Source organism: Streptomyces sp. NPDC092370, from assembly GCF_044755265.1.
Taxonomy (GTDB): domain Bacteria; phylum Actinomycetota; class Actinomycetes; order Streptomycetales; family Streptomycetaceae; genus Streptomyces.
On the sequence record NZ_JBIVQO010000018.1, the window covers coordinates 39,892 to 61,396 of the forward strand.

General features: G+C 75.1%; 18 protein-coding genes. 12 read left to right on the forward strand and 6 right to left on the reverse strand.

Annotated elements, in window-relative coordinates:
* Positions 1-147: 147 nt before the first annotated feature.
* The 10 genes from ACIQHQ_RS35260 (at position 148) to rfaE2 (ending at position 10,704) form a co-directional block, all read left to right on the forward strand.
* Positions 148-675 carry a hypothetical protein gene (locus ACIQHQ_RS35260; protein WP_402620223.1) on the forward strand — a complete coding sequence of 176 codons (528 nt, stop codon included), beginning with the start codon at positions 148-150 and terminating at the stop codon, positions 673-675.
* A gap of 211 nt (positions 676-886) precedes the next feature.
* The gene (locus ACIQHQ_RS35265) at positions 887-1,852 is read left to right on the forward strand and encodes an NAD-dependent epimerase/dehydratase family protein (RefSeq protein WP_402620226.1); all 966 of its coding nucleotides are present in this window, start codon (positions 887-889) and stop codon (positions 1,850-1,852) included.
* A gap of 61 nt (positions 1,853-1,913) precedes the next feature.
* Positions 1,914-3,590, forward strand: coding sequence for a carbamoyltransferase (locus ACIQHQ_RS35270; RefSeq protein ID WP_402620229.1), 1,677 nt, complete (start codon positions 1,914-1,916; stop codon positions 3,588-3,590).
* Entirely contained in the window at positions 3,587-4,660 is a 1,074-nt protein-coding gene (locus tag ACIQHQ_RS35275; RefSeq protein ID WP_402620232.1) for a glycosyltransferase family 2 protein, read from the forward strand. Before ACIQHQ_RS35270 ends, ACIQHQ_RS35275 begins: the two co-directional genes overlap by 4 nt.
* Positions 4,657-5,265, forward strand: coding sequence for a D-glycero-alpha-D-manno-heptose-1,7-bisphosphate 7-phosphatase (locus ACIQHQ_RS35280; RefSeq protein ID WP_402620235.1), 609 nt, complete (start codon positions 4,657-4,659; stop codon positions 5,263-5,265). The genes ACIQHQ_RS35275 and ACIQHQ_RS35280 overlap by 4 nt, the downstream gene beginning before the upstream one ends.
* Positions 5,262-6,335 (forward strand): glycosyltransferase family 9 protein, encoded by a 1,074-nt coding sequence (locus tag ACIQHQ_RS35285; protein ID WP_402620238.1) that lies wholly within the window; start codon positions 5,262-5,264, stop codon positions 6,333-6,335. Before ACIQHQ_RS35280 ends, ACIQHQ_RS35285 begins: the two co-directional genes overlap by 4 nt.
* Positions 6,332-7,297 (forward strand): glycosyltransferase, encoded by a 966-nt coding sequence (locus ACIQHQ_RS35290; protein WP_402620241.1) that lies wholly within the window; start codon positions 6,332-6,334, stop codon positions 7,295-7,297. Before ACIQHQ_RS35285 ends, ACIQHQ_RS35290 begins: the two co-directional genes overlap by 4 nt.
* Positions 7,294-8,571, forward strand: a complete 1,278-nt coding sequence (locus tag ACIQHQ_RS35295) for a glycosyltransferase (RefSeq protein ID WP_402620244.1) — start codon at positions 7,294-7,296, stop codon at positions 8,569-8,571. The genes ACIQHQ_RS35290 and ACIQHQ_RS35295 overlap by 4 nt, the downstream gene beginning before the upstream one ends.
* A 103-nt stretch (positions 8,572-8,674) precedes the next feature.
* Entirely contained in the window at positions 8,675-9,310 is a 636-nt protein-coding gene (locus tag ACIQHQ_RS35300) for an SIS domain-containing protein (RefSeq protein ID WP_402620247.1), read from the forward strand.
* Positions 9,307-10,704, forward strand: a complete 1,398-nt coding sequence (gene rfaE2 / locus ACIQHQ_RS35305) for a D-glycero-beta-D-manno-heptose 1-phosphate adenylyltransferase (RefSeq protein WP_402620250.1) — start codon at positions 9,307-9,309, stop codon at positions 10,702-10,704. The genes ACIQHQ_RS35300 and rfaE2 overlap by 4 nt, the downstream gene beginning before the upstream one ends.
* A gap of 65 nt (positions 10,705-10,769) precedes the next feature.
* Here the strand turns inward: rfaE2 and ACIQHQ_RS35310 are convergent, their stop codons facing one another.
* From ACIQHQ_RS35310 to ACIQHQ_RS35335, 6 genes are all read right to left on the reverse strand, one after another.
* Positions 10,770-12,011: an MFS transporter gene (locus tag ACIQHQ_RS35310; protein ID WP_402620253.1), complete on the reverse strand. Its 1,242-nt coding sequence runs from the start codon at positions 12,009-12,011 to the stop codon at positions 10,770-10,772.
* Between the two features lie 355 nt (positions 12,012-12,366).
* Entirely contained in the window at positions 12,367-12,930 is a 564-nt protein-coding gene (locus ACIQHQ_RS35315) for a hemerythrin domain-containing protein (protein WP_402620256.1), read from the reverse strand.
* A gap of 77 nt (positions 12,931-13,007) precedes the next feature.
* Entirely contained in the window at positions 13,008-13,541 is a 534-nt protein-coding gene (locus tag ACIQHQ_RS35320) for a DoxX family protein (RefSeq protein WP_402620259.1), read from the reverse strand.
* Between the two features lie 538 nt (positions 13,542-14,079).
* A complete protein-coding gene (locus ACIQHQ_RS35325) occupies positions 14,080-14,844 on the reverse strand; it encodes a metallophosphoesterase (protein WP_402620262.1) in 765 nt (254 codons plus the stop codon).
* The gene (locus ACIQHQ_RS35330; RefSeq protein WP_402620264.1) at positions 14,841-15,128 is read right to left on the reverse strand and encodes a BON domain-containing protein; all 288 of its coding nucleotides are present in this window, start codon (positions 15,126-15,128) and stop codon (positions 14,841-14,843) included. Before ACIQHQ_RS35330 ends, ACIQHQ_RS35325 begins: the two co-directional genes overlap by 4 nt.
* A gap of 10 nt (positions 15,129-15,138) precedes the next feature.
* The gene (locus tag ACIQHQ_RS35335) at positions 15,139-15,816 is read right to left on the reverse strand and encodes a nucleotidyltransferase family protein (protein WP_402620267.1); all 678 of its coding nucleotides are present in this window, start codon (positions 15,814-15,816) and stop codon (positions 15,139-15,141) included.
* Between the two features lie 725 nt (positions 15,817-16,541).
* Between ACIQHQ_RS35335 and ACIQHQ_RS35340 the strand changes: the two genes are divergently transcribed.
* Both ACIQHQ_RS35340 and ACIQHQ_RS35345 read left to right on the forward strand, forming a co-directional pair.
* Positions 16,542-17,135, forward strand: coding sequence for a hypothetical protein (locus ACIQHQ_RS35340; protein WP_402620269.1), 594 nt, complete (start codon positions 16,542-16,544; stop codon positions 17,133-17,135).
* A 16-nt stretch (positions 17,136-17,151) separates the two neighbouring features.
* Positions 17,152-21,483 (forward strand): cation-translocating P-type ATPase, encoded by a 4,332-nt coding sequence (locus ACIQHQ_RS35345; protein ID WP_402620271.1) that lies wholly within the window; start codon positions 17,152-17,154, stop codon positions 21,481-21,483.
* Positions 21,484-21,505 lie beyond the last annotated feature (22 nt).

The following is a 21,505-nucleotide window of genomic DNA, read 5'->3' on the forward strand; positions in this document are numbered from 1 at the left end:
GTTCCCGCGACCCCCGCGCCGCTCCGGGGCGTCGGCGGGTGTGGCCGAGGCCACGTCACGGACGAGGCCCCGATCACGTCCGGGTGGAGGAAGCGCCGGTTACCGTCTACGACCAGATCCCGCTCCCTTCCCTCGGACGGCCCGGCAGTGCAAGCAGATCTCTCCCCTGTCATCGCGGCGACCGCCCAGTGGCTGACCCGAGCCTTTCCCGCCTCCGGCGGCGCGCTGGCCTCCGCCCTGTGCGAGGTCCAGGCCCGGCAGGCCGTGACCGTGGCGGCCTGGCTGAGGTACCCGACGGCCATGGACGCCGCCCTGCTCGGCATGGCGGGGCCGGGCGGCTCCGGGAGGCTCGACTGGATCACCGGCGCCGACGCGGCCCTCGGCGACGACACGGACGCGCACGCCTGGCGCACCTGGGTGGACGAGGTCGTGGCCAGCTGGGCGGCCTGTCTGCTCACCGATCCGGAGCTGGCCGCCCGGGCCGTGACCGCGCTCGCCGACGGCAGCCACAGCACCGGATCGCGAGCCGAGTTCCGCCGGCTGACCGCCCCCGACGACGGCGACCGGAAGGCCGCCGCCCTTCTGCGCCACCCCGACCTGCTCGCCCCCGTCGCCGATCTGCACCAGGACCAGCTCCTCGACCGTCTGAACCCGGGCCGCACGCTGATCGCCTGACGCCTCGGGGCTCACCGTGCCGACCTGCGCGGAGACGCCTCGGCCGCCCGTCTTCACCCTCCGTGACTCACCGGTTTGACGTAAGCGACCGTGCCGCGCGCGCACGGTCGGCGGACGCTGATCGTGGGCTCGACGGCCTCCCGGTCCGCGTTCGGCGGTCCGGGGCGCCCCCGTCGTGCCGCGCTGCACCGCCGACGGAGGAGAGACCGACATGGCCACCGCACTCTCGCGCAACTGGGAACACGCCGTCGTCACCGGCGGCGCCGGGTTCGTCGGCTCCCATCTGTGCGCCGCCCTGCTGAAGGCGGGCACGGCCGTCACCTGCGTGGACGACTTCAGCACCGGCCGGCCCGAGAACATATCGCCGCTGCTCGAACAGCGTGGCTTCACGCTGGTGCAGGCGAACGTCACCGAAGGACTGCGGATCAGACGGCCGCCGGACCTCGTCCTGCACTTCGCCTCCCCGGCGTCCCCGGCCGACTACCTGCGCCTCCCACTGCACACCATGGAGACCGGCAGCCTCGGTACCCGCAACGCTCTGGAGCTCGCCCACTCCTCCCGCGCCCGCTTCGTCCTCGCCTCGACCTCCGAGGTCTACGGCGACCCGCTGCAGAATCCGCAGGACGAGCGTTACTGGGGCAACGTCAATCCCGTCGGCCCGCGCAGCGTCTACGACGAGGCCAAGCGTTTCGGCGAGGCGCTGACCACCGCCCACGCCGACACCCACGGCACCGACACCTGCATCGTGCGGCTGTTCAACACCTACGGCCCCCGGATGCGCGGCCACGACGGACGCGCGGTGCCGACCTTCGTACGGCAGGCCCTGGCCGGCGATCCCCTCACCGTGACCGGCGACGGCCGCCAGACCCGTTCGCTGTGCTACGTCGACGACACCGTGCGCGGCGTCCTCGCCGCCGCCGCCCACGGCATGCGCGGACCCGTCAACATCGGCAACCCGACCGAGATCACCATGCTCGACCTGGCGCGCCTGGTCGTCGAACTCGCCGAGTCCTCCTCGGAGATCCGCTACATCGAACGCCCCGTGGACGACCCGGCCGTGCGCTGCCCGGACATCACGCTGGCCCGCGACAAGCTCGGCTGGGACCCGCAGGTGCGTGCCGAGGAGGGCCTGCGGCGCACGATCGCCTGGTTCCGCGAGGCCAGTACCGAGGAGTGACCCCGCCCGGGCACCCGCACCGCCGCGTCCGGCACCCGACCGCCGAAAGGCCCGCCTCCCCATGCGCATTCTCGGAATCAACGCCCTCTTCCACGACCCCGCCGCCGCCCTGGTGATCGACGGACGGACCGTCGCAGCCGCCGAGGAGGAGCGGTTCTCCCGCCGCAAGCACGGCAAGAGACCCCTGCCGTTCTCCGCCTGGGAACTGCCCGAGCGGGCCGCCGCATGGTGCCTGAAGCGGGCCGGGCTGCGCCCGCAGGACCTCGACGCGGTCGCCTACTCCTTCGACCCGGCCCTCGCCCGGCCGGCCGAGGAGATGGGGCTGGACGACCCCTGGGACCACCTGCGGCTGACCTACGCCCGCGAGGCACCCGGCTTCCTGGGGACCGCCCTGCCGGGCCTCGACCCGGCCGTCGTCCGCTTCGTGCCGCACCACATGGCCCACGCCGCCTCCAGTGCCTTCGCCGCACCGGACGCCAAGAACTCCTCCGTCCTCGTCCTCGACGGCCGCGGCGAACGCGCCTCCCACCTGGCCGCCCGCCGCGTCGGCGACCGCCTGGAGGCGCTGCACGCCCAGGACCTGCCGCACTCGCTCGGGCTGATCTACGAGGAACTCACCGAGCACCTCGGCTTCCTGCGCTCCTCCGACGAGTTCAAGGTGATGGCCCTCGCCTCGCACGGCAGGCCCCGCATGCTCACCGAACTGCGCCGCCACGTGTATCCGACCGGCGACGGCGGCTTCCACGCCACCGGCGTGCCCTGGCACGAGCTGTGTCCGCCCCGCGGGCCGGACGAGCCATGGACGCAGGACCACGCCGACGTCGCCGCCGCCGCCCAGGCCGTGCTGGAGGAGACCCTGCTCGACCTGGTGCGCTGGCTGCACGGCCGGACCCACGACCGGGTGCTCACCCTCGCCGGCGGCGTCGCCCTCAACTGCGTGGCCAACTCCCGCATCGCCCGCGAGGGCCCCTTCTCCCGGGTCTGGGTGCAGCCCGCGGCGGGCGACGCCGGTACCGCCCTGGGCGGCGCCCTGCTGTTGTCCGCCGTGGCGGGCGAGGAGCCGGAGGCCATGGCCGGCGCCGACCTCGGCCGGGAGTGGTCCGACGCCGAACTCGCGGCCTGGCTGAAGACCGCGGCCGTACCCTTCGAGCGGCCCCCGGACATCGCCGCCACCGTCGCCCGCGCCCTGGCGGACAACGGGATCGTCGCCTGGTTCCAGGGCCGCTCCGAGTACGGTCCCCGGGCCCTCGGCCACCGCTCCCTGCTGGCCCACCCCGGGCACGCCGGCAACCTGGAACGGCTCAACGACGTCAAGGGCCGCGAGCAGTTCCGGCCCGTCGCCCCGATGGTCCTCGCCGACCGCGCGGCCGACATCTTCGACGGCCCGCTGCCCAGCCCGTACATGCTGTTCGTGCACGACGTGGCCCCCGCCTGGCGGGACCGCATCCCCGCCGTCGTGCACGTGGACGGCACCGCCCGCATCCAGACCGTCGACCCGGCCCGCGAACCGCTCGTGGCCCGGATGCTCGGCGAGTTCGAGCGGCTCACCGGAGTGCCCGTGGTGGTCAACACCAGCCTCAACACCGCCGGGCGTCCCATGGTCGACGACCCGCGCGACGCCCTGGAGTGTTTCGGCTCCTCGCCCGTCGACCTGCTGGCCATCGGCCCGTACGCGATCCGGCGAGGCGACCTCTTCCGTACCGACTCCCGCAGCGACGACGCCGGAGACCCCCGATGACCGCACCCGACGCCCCGGCGGGCGACGCCGAGTACGCCGTCGTGATCCCCACCCTCGGCCGGCCCAGTCTGGGCGCCTGCCTGCACGCCCTCGCCGAGGCGACCGGGCCGGGACCCGTCCGCGTGGTCCTCGTCGACGACCGGCCCGACGCGGCCGGGGTGCCGCTGACCGCCCACGTCCCGCCGTCCCTGCGTGCGCGCACCATGGTCGTGCCGGGCGGGGCGCGCGGGCCCGCCGCCGCACGCAACCTGGGCTGGCGGGCGGCCGGTGACGTGCCCTGGATCGTCTTCCTCGACGACGACGTCGTCCCCGGGCCCACCTGGGGCGACGACCTGACCCTGGACCTGGCCGCCGCGACCGAGCGGACCGCCGGGATCACCGCCCGCATCGAGGTGCCCCTGCCCGCAGGCTGGCGCCCCACGGACTGGGAGCGCAACACGGCCGGACTCGCCGGCGCCCGCTGGATCACCGCCGACATGGCGTACCGCAGGGCCGCGCTGACGGCCGTGGGCGGCTTCGACGAACGGTTCCGGCGGGCCTTCCGGGAGGACGCCGACCTCGCCCTGCGCATGCTCGACGCCGGATGGACGCTCTCCGGAGGCCGGCGCACCACCACCCACCCCGTCCGGCCCGCCGGGCGCTGGGTCTCCGTCCGGCTCCAGGCGGGCAACGCCGACGACGTGCTGATGACCCGGCTGCACGGCCGTCACTGGTGGCGCCGGGCGGAAGCACCCCGCGGGCGTCTGCCCCTGCACCTGGCGGTGACCGGAGCGGGTGTGGCGGCGCTGGGCTGCGCTCTGCTGGGCCGGCCCCGGGCCGCCACGGCCTGCGCCGCCGCATGGCTGGCCGGCACCACCGAGTTCGCCCTCGCCCGGATCCTGCCCGGACCGGGCACTCGCGACGAGATCCTCACCATGACGGTGACCAGCGCCCTCGTCCCGCCCGCCGCGACCTGGCACTGGCTGCGCGGGCGGCTCGCGCACCGGGGGGCCCGGCCGCTCACCGCGTCCGGCAACGGCGAGCCGGCGACCGCGCCCCGCCCGGCGGTTCGGGAACGGCTGCGGTCATGACGCCGCCCCTCGGCCCCTGGCTGCTCCCCGGGGACGTGCGGCAGCACGCGCACGCCCCGGACAGTCCCTTGCCCGCGGCCGTCCTCTTCGACCGCGACGGCACGCTCGTCGCCGACGTGCCCTACAACGGCGACCCCTCGCGCGTCGTGCTCATGCCGGGCGCCCGCGAGGCCGTGGACACCGTGCGCACCGCCGGGGTGCCCGTCGGGGTCGTGACCAACCAGTCGGGCGTGGCCCGGGGCCTGCTGACCCGCCGTGAGGTGGAGGACGTGCGGCTGCGCGTGGAGGAACTGCTCGGGCCGTTCGCCGTCTGGGCGGTGTGCCCGCACGGCCCGGGGGAGGGCTGCGGCTGCCGCAAGCCGGCACCCGGCCTGGTCCTGGCGGCATGCCGCCGGCTCGCCGTTCCGCCCGGCCGCACCGTGGTGATCGGCGACATCGGAGCGGACATGGAAGCCGCGCGCGCGGCCGGTGCCCGCGGGGTGTTGGTGCCCACGGACGTCACCCGGGCCGAGGAGGTCGTGGCGGCCGACGCCACGGCGGCGGACCTGCCGCAGGCCGTACGACTCGTCCTGGACCCGGCCGTGCCGACGGGGGAGGCGCGATGAGCCCCCTGTTGTCCCGTGCCCGCCCTCCCCGCACCCTCGTGGTCCGCCTCGACAGCTCCGGAGACGTCCTGCTGGCCGGGCCCGCCGTACGGGCCGTGGCCGCCGGGTCCTCCTACACCGCGCTGCTCTGCGGGCCCCAGGGCGCCGCGGCCGGGCGGATGCTGCCCGGCGTCGACGACGTGCTGATCCATGACGCCCCGTGGGTCGGCCTGGATCCGCCGCCGGTCACGCGGTCGGCCACCCGGCAGCTGATGCGCACGCTCAGCGCGGGCCGCTTCGACCGGGCGCTGGTGCTGGTGTCGTACCACCAGAGCCCGCTGCCGATCGCCCTGCTGCTGAAGCTCGCCGGGATCGGATGGACCGCGGCCGACAGCGAGGACTACCCCGGCGCGCTCCTCGACCTCAGGCACCGCCGGATGCCGCACCGGCACGAGGTACTGGCCGCCCTCGACCTGGTGACCGCGGCGGGTTTCCCCCTGCCGCCCGGCGACGACGGCCGGCCGCGGGTCCTGCCGCCGCCGGCCACCACCCACCTCACCGGCCCCGAGCCCTACGTCGTCCTCCACCCCGGTGCGGCCGTGCCCGCGCGGGCGTGGACCCCGGGGCGGGCGGCACGGGCCGTCGCCGCGCTGTCCACCGCGGGCCACCGCGTGGTCGTCACGGGCGGGCGCGCCGAGCGCGAACTGACCGCACGGGTCGCCGGGCGGCACGCCCTGGACCTCGGCGGCGCCACCGACCTGCCCCAACTGGCCGGGGTCCTGGCCGGAGCCCGGGCCCTGATCGCCGGGAACACCGGCCCGGCGCACCTCGCCGCCGCTGTGGGAACGCCCGTCGTCAGCCTCTTCGCGCCGGTCGTGCCGGCCGAGCGGTGGGCCCCCTACGGCGTACCGCACGTCCTGCTCGGCGACCCGCGGGCCGCGTGCGCGGGGACCAGGGCACGGCACTGCCCGGTGCCAGGTCACCCCTGCCTCGACGGCGTCGGCGACGCCGAGGTGCTCGACGCCGTGGCGGCCCTCACGGACCACTCGGCGGACCGGGGAGAACAGAGCGAACGAGGAGCGGCCGTATGAACATCCTGCTGTGGCACGTGCACGGCTCCTGGACGACCGCCTTCGTCCAGGGCCCGCACACCTACCTCGTCCCCGTCACCCCCGACCGCGGCCCGGACGGTCTGGGACGGGCCCGCACCTTCACCTGGCCCGCGTCGGTACGCGAGGTCCCCCCCGAGGAACTCCACGACACGCCCGTCGACCTGGTCCTTCTGCAGCGGCCGCACGAGGCGGCGCTGGCCGAACGCTGGCTCGGCGGGCGGCGCCCCGGCCGGGACGTGCCCGCGGTGTACCTCGAGCACAACGCGCCCGACCGGGACGTGCCCGACACCCGGCATCCGTGCGCCGACCGCGGCGACCTGACGCTCGTGCACGTCACGCACTTCAACCGGCTGTTCTGGGACAGCGGAACCACCCGCACCGAGGTGATCGAACACGGCATCGTCGACCCGGGCCACCACTACAGTGGCCGGCTCGCCCGCGCCGCCGTCGTGGTCAACGAACCCGTGCGGCGCGCCCGGTACACCGGAACGGACCTGCTGCCCGCCCTCGCCCAGGATGTCCCGCTCGACGTCTTCGGCATGGGAACCGAGGGACTGGCCGGGCACCTCGGCCTGGCCCCCGGCCGGTGCCGCACCGCCGACCTCCCGCAGAGCGAGCTGCACACCGCCCTGGCCGAACGCCGCATGTACCTGCACCCGGTGCGCTGGACCTCCCTCGGCCTGTCGCTGCTGGAGGCCATGCACCTGGGCATGCCCGTCCTGGCGCTCGCCACCACCGAGGCGGTGGAGGCCGTCCCGCCCGGCGCGGGCGCCCTGTCCACCCGCCCCGACGTCCTGGCCCGCGCCGCCCGCCGCTACCTCCACGAACCCGAGGCGGCGGCCGCCGACGGAGCCCGCGCCCGCCAGGCGGCACTCGAACGCTACGGGCTCAAGCGCTTCCTGACCGACTGGGAGCGCCTGATCACGGAGGTGTGCTCATGACGCCGTCCCTCAGCCCCTTCCCCGCCGGACCCTTCGGCGGCGACCCGCGCGATCCCGGCGTCCTCGCGATCGCGCTGGTCTCCGAGCACGCCAGTCCCCTCGCCACCCTCGGCGGAGTCGACGCCGGCGGACAGAACGTCCATGTCGCCTGCCTCGCAGGGGCACTCGCCGACCGGGGGCACCGCGTCACCGTCTACACCCGCCGCGACGCGCCCGACCTGCCCGTCCGGGTGGAGCTGCGCGACGGTGTGGAGGTCCACCACGTGCCCGCCGGGCCGGCCGAACCGCTCCCCAAGGACGCGCTCCTGCCGCACATGGACGAGTTCGGCCGCCACCTCGTCCGCAGCTGGCGCACCCGGGCCCCCGACCTCGTGCACTCCCACTTCTGGATGTCGGGCCTGGCCGCGCTGCGCGCCACCCGCGAGCACGGCCTGCCCCTGCTGCACACGTACCACGCCCTCGGCACGGTGAAGCGGCGCCACCAGCGGCTCGCCGACACCAGCCCGCCGGAACGCATCCCGGGCGAGATCGAGGTCGGGCTGGGCTGCGACCGCGTCATCGCCACCTGCCGGGACGAAGCCCACGAACTGGCCCGCATGGGCATCCCCCCGCACCAGGTGGGCATCGTGCCGTGCGGCGTCGACCCCGACCGGTTCACGCCGAAGGGCCCGGCCGCTCCGCGCGGGCCCTACCCGCACCGGATCCTCCAGCTGGGCCGGCTGGTACCGCGCAAGGGCGCCGCGGTGACCATCGCCGCGCTGGCCCGGCTGCCCCGCACGGAGCTGGTCGTGGTCGGCGGGCCGCCCGCCGACCGGCTCGACGGCGACTCGGAGGTGCGGCGGCTGCGCGGCATCGCCCGGGACGCCGGCGTCGCCGACCGGGTCCGCTTCACCGGTGCCCTGCCCAGCGAGGAGGTGCCGGCGTTGCTGCGCTCCGCCGACGTGGTGGTGTGCCCCGCCGACTACGAGCCCTTCGGCATCGTCCCGCTGGAGGCCATGGCCTGCGGCGTGCCCGTGGTGGCCAGCGCGGTCGGCGGGCAGCTCGACACCGTAGCCGACCCCGGCACCGGACGGCTGGTGCCGCCCCGCGATCCGGCGGCCCTGGCCGGCGCCGTCGCCGGGCTGCTCGCCGATCCGGAGGCCCGCGCGGCCTGCGGGGCGGCCGGCCGTCGCCGGGTCCTGAGCCGCTACGGCTGGGGCCGGATCGCCGCGGCGACCGAGGCCGCCTACTGCGAGGTCCTCGACACCGAAACCGCCGCGACCGGCGCCGGCTGACCGCCCCGCCCGCGCCCCGACGACAGCCGATGCCAGCCGACGTCCGACGTTCGAAGGAGGTGTGGGTTCACCGCCGTCACCCACGGCGGTACGCCCGACCGACATGAGCGAACCCTCCGCACACCACGCCCTGGAAGCCGCGCGACTGCACTGCCGATCTTTGGAAGAAGCCCTCGCACGGTTCCGCGACGACGGCTTGGACAGGGTCGCGGACTGGGGCGGCCGGCTCGCCGACGTCCTCACCGGCGGCGGCCGGCTGCTCGTCGCGGGCAACGGCGGCAGCGCCGCCCAGGCACAGCACCTCACCGCCGAACTGGTGGGCCGCTACCGGCGGGAACGCCGCGCCTACTCCGCGCTCGCCCTGCACGCCGAAACCTCCAGCATGACCGCCATCGGCAACGACTACGGCTTCGACCACGTCTACGCCCGCCAGGTCACCGCCCACGGCCGTTCCGGCGACATCCTGATGGTGCTCTCCACCTCCGGCCGCAGCCCCAACCTCATCGCCGCCGCGGTGACCGCCCGGCAGACGGGACTGCGCGTGTGGGCCCTGACCGGGCGCGGCCCCAACCCCCTCGCGGAAGCCGCGCACGAAGCCGTGTGCATCGACGCCGGCAGCGCCGCGAACGTCCAGGAGACGCACCTGGTCGCCGTCCATCTGCTCTGCGAGTGCTTCGACACGGCCGTGGCCACGCCCCTCGCCCGGCGCGCCGTCCTCACCCACGGGAGCACGTCATGACCGAGCCGCACCCGCTGGCCGTCGTCGGGGACGTCCTCCTCGACGAGGACATCGAAGGCGTCTCCACCCGGCTCTCCCCGGACGCCCCCGCCCCCGTCGTCGACGTCACCGGCGACCGCCGCCACCCGGGCGGTGCCGGCCTGGCCGCCGCCCTCGCCGCCCGGGGCGGCCGGGACGTCGTCCTGGTGACCGCGCTCGGCGACGACGACGCCAGCGAGGCGGTACGGCACGATCTGCGCGACCGGGTCCGGCTGCTGGAGCTCCCGCTGAACGGCACCCTGCCGGTCAAGACGCGCGTCCTCGCGGGCGGCCGGCCCGTCGTCCGCATCGACCGGGGCGGCGGCACCCCCGGCGAACCCGGCGACGCGGTCCGTGAAGCGCTGGCCGGCGCGCACGCCGTCCTGGTCGCCGACTACGGCCGGCACACCGCGGGCGCCCTGCGGCCGCTCCTGGAGGAGGCCGCCCGCCGCACCCCGCTGGTGTGGGACCCGCACCCCAAGGGCGACCCGCCCGTGCCCGGAGCCCGCCTCGTCACCCCCAACGCGGCGGAGGCACAGGCCCTGCACCCCGGCTCAGGAGGCACCACCCTGGGCGCCTACGCCGAACGCGGGGCACGACTGGCCGAGCGCTGGCGGGCCGCCGGTGTCGCCGTCACCCTCGGTGAGCGCGGGGTGCTGCTGACCCGGCCGGGTTCCGGCACCCCGATGCTCGTGCCCGTGCCCTACCGGGCCGTCGGGGATCCCTGCGGAGCGGGTGACTGCTTCGCCGCCACGGCGGCGGCGGCCCTCGCCGACGGACTGCTCCCCGAGGAGGCGCTGCAGCGGGCGGTCGCCGAGGCGGCCTCGTTCGTCGCGGCGGGCGGCGCGGGCAACCCCGACCTGTGGCGGACCGAGCCGGTGCCCGGCCCCGAGGACGACCCCGCGACCGACGCGTTCGGGCTCGCCGAGAGGGTCCGGGCCCGCGGTGGCACCGTCGTCGCCACGGGTGGCTGTTTCGACCTGGTGCACGCCGGTCACGTCGGCCTGCTGGAGAGCGCCCGGCGCATCGGCGACTGCCTCATCGTGTGCCTGAACTCCGACGCGTCCGTCACCCGCCGCAAGGGTCCGGGCCGCCCGCTCAACCCGGCGGCGGACCGCGCCCGCGTCCTGGCGGCGCTCGGCAGCGTCGACGCCGTCGTGGTCTTCGAGGAGGACACCCCCGAGGCGGTACTGGCCCGGCTGCGGCCGGACGTCTGGGTCAAGGGCGGCGACTACTCCGTACAGGACCTGCCCGAGGCGGAGGTGCTCCGCACCTGGGGCGGCCAGGCCGTGGTCCTGCCCTACCTCGACGGTCGCTCCACGACCCTGCTGGCCCGCAGGGCGGCCAAGGCGGCCGAGGAGGCGCTGCGGCCGTAGCGGGCCGCATGGAAGCCGGGGCGGCGCGGACCGGGTGTCGAGACCTGTCGTCGTACGGAGTCCGCTCAGGCCGCCGGGCTCAGCGCCGGCAGGCCCGGCACGTCGTGCTCCTCCGTGCGGAGCATCACCGGTGCCGTGGTCCGGCGCTGCCGCAGCAGGGCGCCCGCCCCGATCGCGCCGGCGATGAGCAGCCCGCCGGTGACGAGGGCGCCGCGGGGTCCGGCCACTTCCATGAGGAGGCCCAGCGCGGGCGGGCCGCCCAATCCCCACACCGTGCCGATGCTGCCCCACACACCCAGCACCCGCCCCCGCAGATGCGCGGGCGGGTCGGTCTGCAGGACGGCCGTGCCGGCCGTGTCGGAGACGGACTCCACCACGGCCATCGGCAGCACCAGTGCGATCAGCACCGCCAGCGACGGCGACAACCCCGCCACCACCTGGAGCAGCGCCCCCGCGGCCGCCAGCGCGCCCACGAGCCGAACGGACGGCCGGCGCAGCCGGGCGCCGAGCACCGCGCCGAGGATGCCGCCGACGGCCAGCACCGTCGACACCGTGCCGAAGGAACCGGCGCCTCCCGCGAGCGGCCCGGTGACGAGCACGGCCAGGGTGAGCCCGTAGTTGCGGCCGAACACGGAGCTGATCCCGGTCACACCCGCCAGCGCGACGAGGCGCGGCCGCCCCATGAAGTAGGCCAGCCCCTCGCGCACGGTCAGGTCCGGACCGGTGCCCTTCGGGGCCGGGGCGTCCTGACGCACCGCTCCGGCCGCCGGGCGCAGGAACGGGATGACCCCGGCCACGAACAGGAACGACAGTCCGTTGCCGAAGTACGCCGCCGACGTGCCGAGGAATCCGACCGCCACACCGGCCAGAGCGGCTCCCACCAGCCGGCCCGCCTGGTGCACCAGCGCCCCGACCCCGATGGCGGAGGGCACGTCCTGCGCCGGCACGAGGTCGTTGCCCAGCAGGGCGCACGCCGGGTTGTCGACGGTCGCGACGACGCCCGTGACGGCGGCCAGCACCAACAGCGAGGTCATGTCGATCCGGTCCAGCGCCACGAGGACGGCCGTGGTGAACGCGATCGCGCCGAGCGCCGCCTGGCTCACGGCTGCCGTGAGCTTGCGGGGCCACCGGTCGACGGCAGCCCCGCCCAACACGCTGATCAGCAGCGCCGGAGCGGCCTGCACGGACATGGACAGCCCCGTCGCGGCGGCGGACCCGGTGATCTGCAGGACCAGCAGGTTCTGCACCGTGAGCTGCATCCACGTACCGGCGTTCGACACGAAGTTCGCAACGGACCACCAGCGCATGCTGCGGTACCGCAGCGACCGCCACGGTGAGCGGGAGGCGGGCAGGGCAGGGGAGGGTGAGGGAGAAGACACAGTGCGGTACTCGGAGACGAGTCGGAGGACCCAGCAGAAGGAGGACGAGGGAGCGACTCGCACCGGCGGCGCTGCGCGGTGGATCCCCCTCGACGGGTACGGCGCCGACCATCGTGGCAGAGGGGACCGGAGAAGCGGTTCCACCGCACCCTGATCCGCCGTCCCGCGTCTTCCAAACGCCCTGCCGCGCAAGGGCTTTGAGGCCACAGTGCGTTTGATCACACGCACACGGAAAGCGGGGCCCCTCGCCTCGGCGAGGGGCCCCGCTCAGCGCGGTGAGTGCCTACTCCCGCTTGCCGCGGCCGCTCAGCGCGTCGCGCAGCCGGTCCACCATGCCGGCGCCCGGAGCCAGGAGCTTGTTCGCCGGAGGCTTGTCGGGTGCGGCCGGGTGCGGCCGGGTCGGGGCGGTCTTCTTCGCCTTGCGCACCTTGTCGCCCAGCTCGTTGAGCGTGTCCATCGGACAGGCCTGTCGCAGCCGCGGGAAGAGGTTGCCCTCCTCGTCGGCGATGTGCGAGCGGATCTCGCTCATCAGCATGCCCATCAGCCGGTCGAAGTCGGCGTCGCCCGCGTCACAGCCCTCCAGATCCTTCATGATCTGCTCGGCCGTGGCGTGGTCCTTCAGCTCCTGGTCGGCGAGGGCGTCCCCGCCCGCCACGTGCTCGCGTACGGCGGGGTAGAGGTAGGCCTCCTCGGCCACCGAGTGCCGCACGAGCTCCATCGTGACCTGGTCGGCGTACACTTTGCGGTCCTGGTGACCGGACGGCAGCGCCTCGATCCTGCCGAACATCTCCTCGACCTCGCGGTGATCGGTCACCAGCTCGTCGATGACGTTTCCTCCGTGTCCCATGTCCTTCACCTCCAGAGCTCGGGTCCCCCCGGCCTCAGGGGGATAACGTGCGGTCCCGCCGCGGCCGTGCCGGCGGCTCAGGCGGGCAGCTTGGCCCGGACGCGCCCGACCGCCGAGGCCGGGCGGGCGGTGGCGCGCACCGAGCGGCGCACCAGACCCGCGTCCCGCCGCAGACCGCGGGCGGCGTGGGTGCCGCGCCACACCACGGAGGGGCGGGCGCCGGTGTCATCGGCGGCGATCAGCAGTCCGCCCAGCATGGACAGATTCTTCAGGAAGTGGATGCGCTGCTGTGCCCGCTCCTCGGGGTCCTCCGCCTCCCAGAAGCGGTGCCCCGCCAGCGTGGTGGGCACCAGGGTGGCCGCGATGGCCAGGGCGGCCGGACGCGGCATGCGCCCCGTGGCCAGCATCAGCCCCGCGGCGACCTGCACGGCGCCGCTCAGCCGCACCATCTGCTCGGTGCGGTCCGGCAGCGCGGGGACGCGCTCGGTGATCGGTTGGACGACAGGCTCGGCGGCGTCGGCGACCTGTTTCGGGTCGCGGACGGAGTTCAGGCCGCCCGCGAGGAACATCGAGGCCAGCATGGGGCGGCCGAGCACACGCAACAGACTCATGGCCCTCTCCAGGGAGTCGGTGGGTACAGCGCTCGCCGGGTTCCCCAGCCGGAGCCGAACCACTCACCCCGTCCGGTGCCGCGCCCACGCCTTCTCGCGCCGCTCTGCGGACAGCAGGACGTCGGTGGCGGTGCAGGCGAGGGTTTCGGTCGCGGCGAGCAGCACCTCGCGGGCCCGGGGAAGCTCGGTTGAGCGGGATGCAGGCCGCGGAGTGGCTGCGCACCCACCGCCACGTGGACGTCGGCGGCTCGGACACCTGCCGGACGAGTGCCTCGATCACCCACGCCGACGACGTCGAGACCGAGGAGGTCCTTCTGACGCGCTGCGCGCGCTCGCCTGCGGTGTGGTGTTCGCCCTTCGGGGCGAAGGCCACGCCAGTGGCCGCCATCGGGCCGGTCCGGTCGACGTGGAGAAGGGGAGTCCGGGTGTGGGCGGGGGTTCACTCCACAGGCGGTACACGAGCGGTTCGGCGCGCCCCGGGGGAGGACAACGCGAAGCGCCGCCGGCGTTCGCCGGCGGCGCTAGGGGAAGGGGCGGCTCAGCGGGCCTGTTGTGCGGCGGCGCCGGTCGTGGCGCGCTCGCGGACCGGAAGGTGGTAGACGTGGAAGGCCCGTCCGATGACGGGCTGGGCGACGTTGCGCACGCGCACGCCACCGCTCGTCATGCCGTGTTCCGTGCCGGCGTGCGCGTGCCCGTGCACCGCGAGGTCGGCACCGGCGGTGTCGATCGCCTCGGCCAGCAGATAGCTGCCCAGGAACGGGTGAATCTCCAGCGGCTCCCCCGCCAGCGTGTCCGCGACGGGGGAGTAGTGGGTCAGCGCGATCCGCGCGTCACAGTCCTCCTCGCCCAGTTGCTCCAGGGCGGTCCGCAGCCCGTCGGCGCACCGGCGCGAGTGCCGGACGAACTCCTTCATGACCGGCTCGCCGAACTCCCCCGCGCAGCGGCCCACGAAGCCACCGCCGAACCCCTTGGTTCCGGCGACGCCGATCCGGGTCCCGCCGCTCTCGACGACCGTGCCCTGCCCTTCCAGGACATGGGCGCCCGCGTCCCGGAGGATGGCCGAGACCTCGTCCGGGCGGTCGTCGTGGTGGTCGTGGTTGCCCAGGACGGCGACGACCGGAACGGCGAGGCCCTCGACCTCCTGGGCCACCACCCGCATTTCCTCGGGCGTGCCGTGCCGGGTGAGGTCCCCGGCCAGGAGCAGGAGGTCGGCGCACTCGGGCAGGGTCTCGAAGGCGGGGCGGAGCACGCCCTGGCTGTCGGGCCCCATGTGGATGTCTCCGACGGCTGCGATGCGGATCATGAGAGTTCCTCCGCGTGGTCGGGGGAGGACGCCTCGGTGACCACGAGGTCGCTGTGCACGGGGAATCCGGCGAGCTCCTCGTGGACGGTGCGCACGATCTCGTCGCGGCAGGGCGTCGAGGGCACGGTGCCGGTCAGCAGGACCGTCCGGCCGCGGGCCTCGACGCGTACCCCCAGTTCACCGAGTTCGCCGGAGGCGAGGCGGTCCTGGAGATGGGCGATGCGGTATTCCAGGTTCTCGGCCGGCGGTCCGCCGCCCGCGTCCTGTGGACCGTGGGTGCTCATGGGTGCTCCTTCAGATGACGTCCAGGCGCTCCAGGAGGAAGAAGAAGGCCGCGGGCATGGGCTCGTCCCCGCACTCACGCCGTACCTTCTCCCAGTCGACCTTCTCCCGCAGGGCGCGTGCGATGGGCAGAGCCGCCCCGAAGTCGCAGTGGTGCTCGGAGAACGAGGCGGTCAGGCTCCACAGCAGATCGGTCGGGGCCAGCACGGGCATGCGCACCGAGTCCACCGACAGCTCCTCCGCCCGCTCCAGCATGTCCGCGCCGACCGGCCGGTGCGCCAGTTCGAAGATGATGTCCACCGGCTGGCCGAAGCACGTGGCTTTGATCAGCCAGTCCTCCGGCGGGGTGTACACCGTCAGCCCGGCTTCGTGGAGCGTGGCCGCCACCGCTTCCGCGTCCTCGGGGCGGATCGCGAAGTCCACGTCGTGCTGGAGGTTCTTCTCGCCGCCGTGGGCGTACGCGGCCACACTGCCGGCCAGCGCGAACAGGTGCCCTTTGCGCTTCAGCAGGGCGCCGACCTGCTTGGCCGCCTCCAGGAGGGCCTGGTTGCGGTCCTGCGGGAGTTCCTGCAGCGGCTGGTCCGCCTGCGGGTCCTGTGGTGGCGCGGGCTCGTCCCCGTCCGGTGCCGTCCGGAGATCGGGGATCCCCGGTCGCCGGACGAGCGTCGCGTCATCACCGTTCTGCGTCATGATCACTCCTTCGCCGAACCGGACACGTCGCTCCCCTGCGGTGTCCGGACCCGAGACGGCTGTTTGCCTGCACTGAGTACCCGGCGCTCCCGCCCCGACACGGACGGCTTCCGAAGAGTGGCGGGCCCAACCCCTGCCATCCCAGGGCGGTGTGTCACCAGGGGGTCCCGGGAGACGTCCCGCAGGGCGTTCGCCGCCCGCAGTGCATCTCACCGCCCGCCGGACGGGACCGGGCGAAGTCCTCCTTGCGGTGCCCCCGCACTCCGTCGGCGACGAGCGCCTCGTCGGTCTCGGCGCGGAACAGGCCCCGGCCGCGCACCCTCGGGCCCGTGCGGACCGGGCGCGGCCTCTTCCGGGCCGTCAGCACAGGCCCGGCCGGCGGCGACGCCGGGGGAGCAGGCGATCGCGTCCCGGGCCGACCCCGCTTCCCGGAGATCGTCACGGCCCTGCTCACCGCCGTGACCGGGTCCCTGCTCACCGTGCCCGCCATGCCATGCCGCCGCCCTGCCGACGGACGTCACCGCGAGCCAGTGCGTCGCCGGCGGCGGCACGATCATCATCTGCGCCGTGGGTGACGGCACGCAGGGATGCACCAAGGCGCTGCATGGGCGCAGTCACGACGGCGGAACCGTCATCTGCGCTCCCCTTCTCACCGGACCCGGCCGAACAAGACAAGCGCATAACTCACTAAAGTCGGAATATGGGGCAAAGAGCAGGGAAACCGGATGAAGCCGCTGAGCAACGCGCCTGTGGAGGTCGACATGAACCAGGAGACACCACGTTCGTCCGATCTTCCGCAACCGTTGCGGGCCGTGGCCTCGGGCCTCAGGCACCTGCCGGGTGCGGAGCAGGTCGGCAAGGTGGCCACCGACGCGCTCGACAGGATCGGCGCGGTCTCGCCGCGCGGCCGCCGGATGGCCGTCTACGCCGGTGCCGGCGTGCTCGGCGTAGCCGGAGTCGTGGAGTGGCCGGTGGCCGTGACCGGCGCGGCGGTCGCCTGGCTGACCCAGCCGCGCCCGGGCACACGGCCCGACGGCGCGTCACCGAACGGCACGACGCCCACGGGCACCACCGGTGACCTCAGCTCCGCCCAGGACGACCAGGACACCTCCTCGTACGGCCCCGGCGGCAGACTCGCCGCGTCCCACTACCGTCGCGAGCGGCCGGACCAGCACGTCCACGAACAGCCCGCCAAGGTCGGCGACACCGCCACGGCCTCCGCCCTGAAGCAGGTCGCGGAGGCCACCGCCCACCACCCACAGGGCGAGGAGCCGGACCAGGCCCCCCGGCCCGGACACGACAGCCACTCCACCGGCTGAGTCGGGACGGCAGCAGATGCTCACACGCTTCGACGCCGCCCCGCTCGTCGGGGCCGTGGCCGGCGCGGCCGCAGGCGCCGCCCGCAGCACCGCCCAGTCGGTGACGTCCGTCTACGACACCACGCGGCGCGTGCGCAACGTCGCGCGCAACGCCCTGACCGGCGGCCGGCACTGGACGGCCGGGCAGCGCATCCATCTCGCCCTGCGGCACCCCGACGGCGACGCCGCAGCGCTCGCCCACAAGGTCGCCGAGGAACTGGTCGAGCACCCGGACGTGCTGACGGCGTACTGGGACGGGGGACTGGCCCGCCTGGTCGTCACCGTGGCGGAGGACGCCGCCACCGATCAGGTCACCGAACGGGCCACCGCGCTCGCCGCCCGCTTCGGCCTCGGCGAGGGCGTCGACCCCAACCTCCGGGACACCAGCCACCCGGGCGACCCCGCCGAGGTGCGCGTGAGCGCGGCGGCGATCCTGCTGGACGCCGCGGGCGCGGCCGGTGCCCTGGCCGGCCGGTCCCTGCGGCTGCCGCCCGGCTCACGCATCATCACCGCCGGCGTCACGCTGCTGCGCGAGAACCCCCGTTTCCGGGCCGTGCTCCGGCAGCGGTTCGGCACGTCCGGCATGGAACTCGTCCTCGCCGGTGCGAACGCCGCCGCCCACGGCATCGGCCAGACCCCGCTGGCTCTCGTGCTCGACGGCATCCTGCGCGGCAACCAGCTCACCGAAGCCGTGGCCAGGGCCGCGGCCTTCGAGGCGCTCCACGACGACGTCTGCCACCACGGGCGCACAAGCCTGGCCTGCCCCCCGGACACCAGGCCGCCGCTCAAGGTGACCCCCGCCGCGGAGTACGCCTCCCACGCCAGCACCGGCAGCCTCGCCGGCGCCGCCGCCACCTTCCTCGTCACGCACAACGCGACGGACGCGGCCGAAGCGCTCCTCGCCGGATCCCCGAAGGCGGCCCGGTACGGACCGGCCGCCTTCGCCGCGACCCTCGGCACCTACCTCGCCCACGCCGGGATCCTCCTGCGCAACGGGGAGCGCCTGCGACAGCTGGAGATCGCCGACGCCCTCGTCCTGCACGCCGACGCCCTGCGCAGCCTGCGGCAGGACGACACCGACGACGGCCTGCCCGACGACCCGGTCCACCCCTTCGCCGAGGCCGTCCTGGACGCCGCCCGCCGGGCCGGACTGCACGTCGTGATCGCGGGCGGCTCCGACCTGAAGGACATCACCCGGCTCGCCGACGAGGTCGCCCCGAGCGCCAAGCCGTTCGGAGACGTCGTACGGGCCCTGCAGGACGAGGGGCGCGTGGTGGTGACCGTCGCGCGCCTGGACGAGTCCGGCGACGGGCACGTCGCGGCCGGACTGCCCGCCGGTGACGTGGCGATCGCCCTCACCGACGGGCGGGCGGCCGTCTCCTGGGGAGTCGACGTCCTGGCCCCGGGCGGGCTCGCCGACGTCTGGCGGCTGCTGACCGCCATCCCGGCGGCCCGGCGCGTCGGCCGCCGCTCACAAACCCTGGCCCGCGCGGGCGCGGCCCTCTCCGGGCTCCTCGTCGCCCGGGGCGGGCAGCCCCCCGGCCGGCACCTCATGTGGCCCCTCTCCCGGCACGCCCCCGTCAACATCGCCGCCGTCAACGCCCTGATCACCGGCTGGCTCGAAGCCACACGTGTCGCCCGGGCCACCCCGCCGCCGCCCCGGCTGCACATCCCCTGGCACGCCCTCGAACCCCACGAGGCCCGCGACCGGCTCAGGCGCGCCGACCGCGACGGCGAGCCCAGCGGACTCGCCCTGCTCGCGGACCGCTCACGGCAGCAGACCGCACGCCTGGCCCGCCATCCCGTCGCCGCACCCGCACGCTGGACGTGGCAGGCGGCGGGAGCCGTCCGCCGTGAACTCGACGACCCGCTCACACCCGTCCTCGCCACCGGGGCCGTCGCCTCCGCGCTGCTCGGCTCGGTCGTTGACGCGTTGCTCGTCGTCGGCGCCATGGACCTCAACGCCGTGACCGGAGGACTCCAACGGCTGCGGGCCGAGCAGGCCCTGGCCCGCCTCGCCGCCCGGCAGCAGCCGAAGGCCCGCAAGCAGGACAGCCGCCGGCGCACGGTCACCGTCGACGCCGCCCGGCTGCGGCCCGGCGACGAGATCAGCCTCGGCGCCGGCGATGTCGTACCCGCCGACGCACGACTGCTGGAGGTCGACGGACTGGAGGTCGACGAGTCGGCGCTCACCGGCGAATCCCTGCCGGTGACCAAGTCCGTCGACGCCACGCCCGGCTTGCCGGTGGGCCAGCGCACCTGCATGGTCTTCGAGGGCACCACCGTCGTGGCCGGACGCGCCACCGCCCTCGTCGTGGACACCGGCGACCAGACCGAGGCCGGCCGGGCCGTCACCCTCGCCGCCCGTACCCCGCCGCCCGCCGGAGTGCAGGCCCGGCTCCAGGAGCTCACCCGCAAGGCCCTGCCGGTCACCTTCACCGGCGGCGCCGCGGTGACCGGGCTGTCGCTGCTGCGCGGCAGCCCCGTCCGGCGCGCCGTCAGCGGTGGCGTCGCGGTCGCCGTCGCCGCCGTCCCCGAAGGCCTTCCGCTCGTCGCCACCGTCGCGCAGATGGCGGCGGCCCGCCGGCTGTCCCGCCGCGGCGTCCTGGTCCGCACCCCGCGCACCCTGGAGGCGCTCGGCCGCGTCGACACCGTCTGCTTCGACAAGACCGGAACCCTCACCGAGAACAAGCTGCGTCTGGTCAGGGTCGCCACCGCCGACGGCACCGTCCTCGCCACCGACACCGACGAGGCCACCCCCATCGTGCGGCTGGCCGCCCGCGCCTGCCCACAGGAGGAGACGGGTCAGGGCCGCCGCATCGCGCACGCCACCGACGAGGCCGTCCTCGACGTCGCCCCGCCCGATCAGGACTGGGCGCCGACCGGGGAACTGCCCTTCGAGACCCGCCGCGGTTACGCTGCGGCGGTCGGCCGGGACGGCGACCCGGACACGGGCGAACAGCTCGTCGTCAAGGGCGCCCCCGAGACGATCCTGCCCGCCTGCCGGGACCTGCCCGGCCACGCCTGGGACACCGCGCACGATCTGGCCGGACAGGGTCTGCGTGTTCTCGCCGTCGCCCGCCGCCCGTGCCGGGCCGACGACGCCGAACAGGAACTCGACACGGCTCTCGCCGAGTTGGAGTTCAGCGGTTTCATCGCGCTCGCCGACGTCCCGCGCGACACCTCGCACGCCCTGCTCGCGGAGCTGCGCCGCTCCGGCATCCTGCCCGTCATGCTCACCGGAGACCACCCGGAGACCGCCCGCGCCATCGCCCTGCAACTGGGCTGGCCGGAGGAGACCGAGGCGGTGACCGGTGACGAACTCGTCGCCATGGAGCGTCGCGAACGCGTCCGGGTCCTGCACGGCGCGGGTGTCATCGCCCGGGTCGCACCCGAGCAGAAGCTGCACGTCGTCGAGGCCCTGCAACAGGCCGGGCGGGTCGTGGCGATGGCCGGTGACGGCGCCAACGACGCCGCCGCCATCCGCGCCGCCGACGTCGGAGTCGGCGTCGAGTCCCGCGGCTCCGCGGCCGCCCGCAACGCCGCCGACCTCGTGCTCACCACCGGTGACCTGTCCGTCCTGGTGGACGCGGTCGCCGAGGGCCGCGCCCTGTGGCGCAGCGTCGCCGACGCGGTGAGCATCCTCATCGGCGGCAACGCCGGCGAGGTCGGCTTCAGCGTCCTCGGCACCCTGCTCGCCGGCGCCTCACCCCTGTCGACCCGTCAGCTGCTGCTGGTCAACCTGCTCACCGACATGTTCCCGGCCATGGCCGTCGCGGTCACCCCCAGCGACGACCCCTCGACCGCGCAGAACGCCGAGACCGGCCCGATGGGCCTCGACGTCCTCGGCGCGCCCCTGCTGCGCTCCATCCGCCGCCGCGGCATCACCACCTGTCTCGGCGCGGTCACGGCGTACCTCATCGGCCGTCTCACCCCCGGCACCGAACGCCGGTCCACCACCATGGCCCTGTGCGGGGTGGTCGGCGCCCAGCTCGTGCAGACCCTCTCCGGACGCCGTCACAGCACTCTGGTGTGGGTCACCGCCCTCGGCTCGGCCGCCGTCCTCGCCGCCCTCGTCCAGACCCCCGGGGTCAGCCACTTCTTCGGCTGTACCCCGCTCGGCCCCGTCGCCTGGGCCGGCGTCGCCCTGGCCATCGCCCTGTCGGCCCTGGCCCCCCGCCTGGAACGCCTCCGGGCCGTCCACGCCCTCTACGACGGGGCGGCCCGACTCGCCCTGCGCCTGGGCGACCTGAGCCGGCAGGCCCGGCAGTTCTTCCAGAGCGGCATCGCCGGACCGGTGGCGGCATGACGGGCGGGCACAGCAGGAGGCC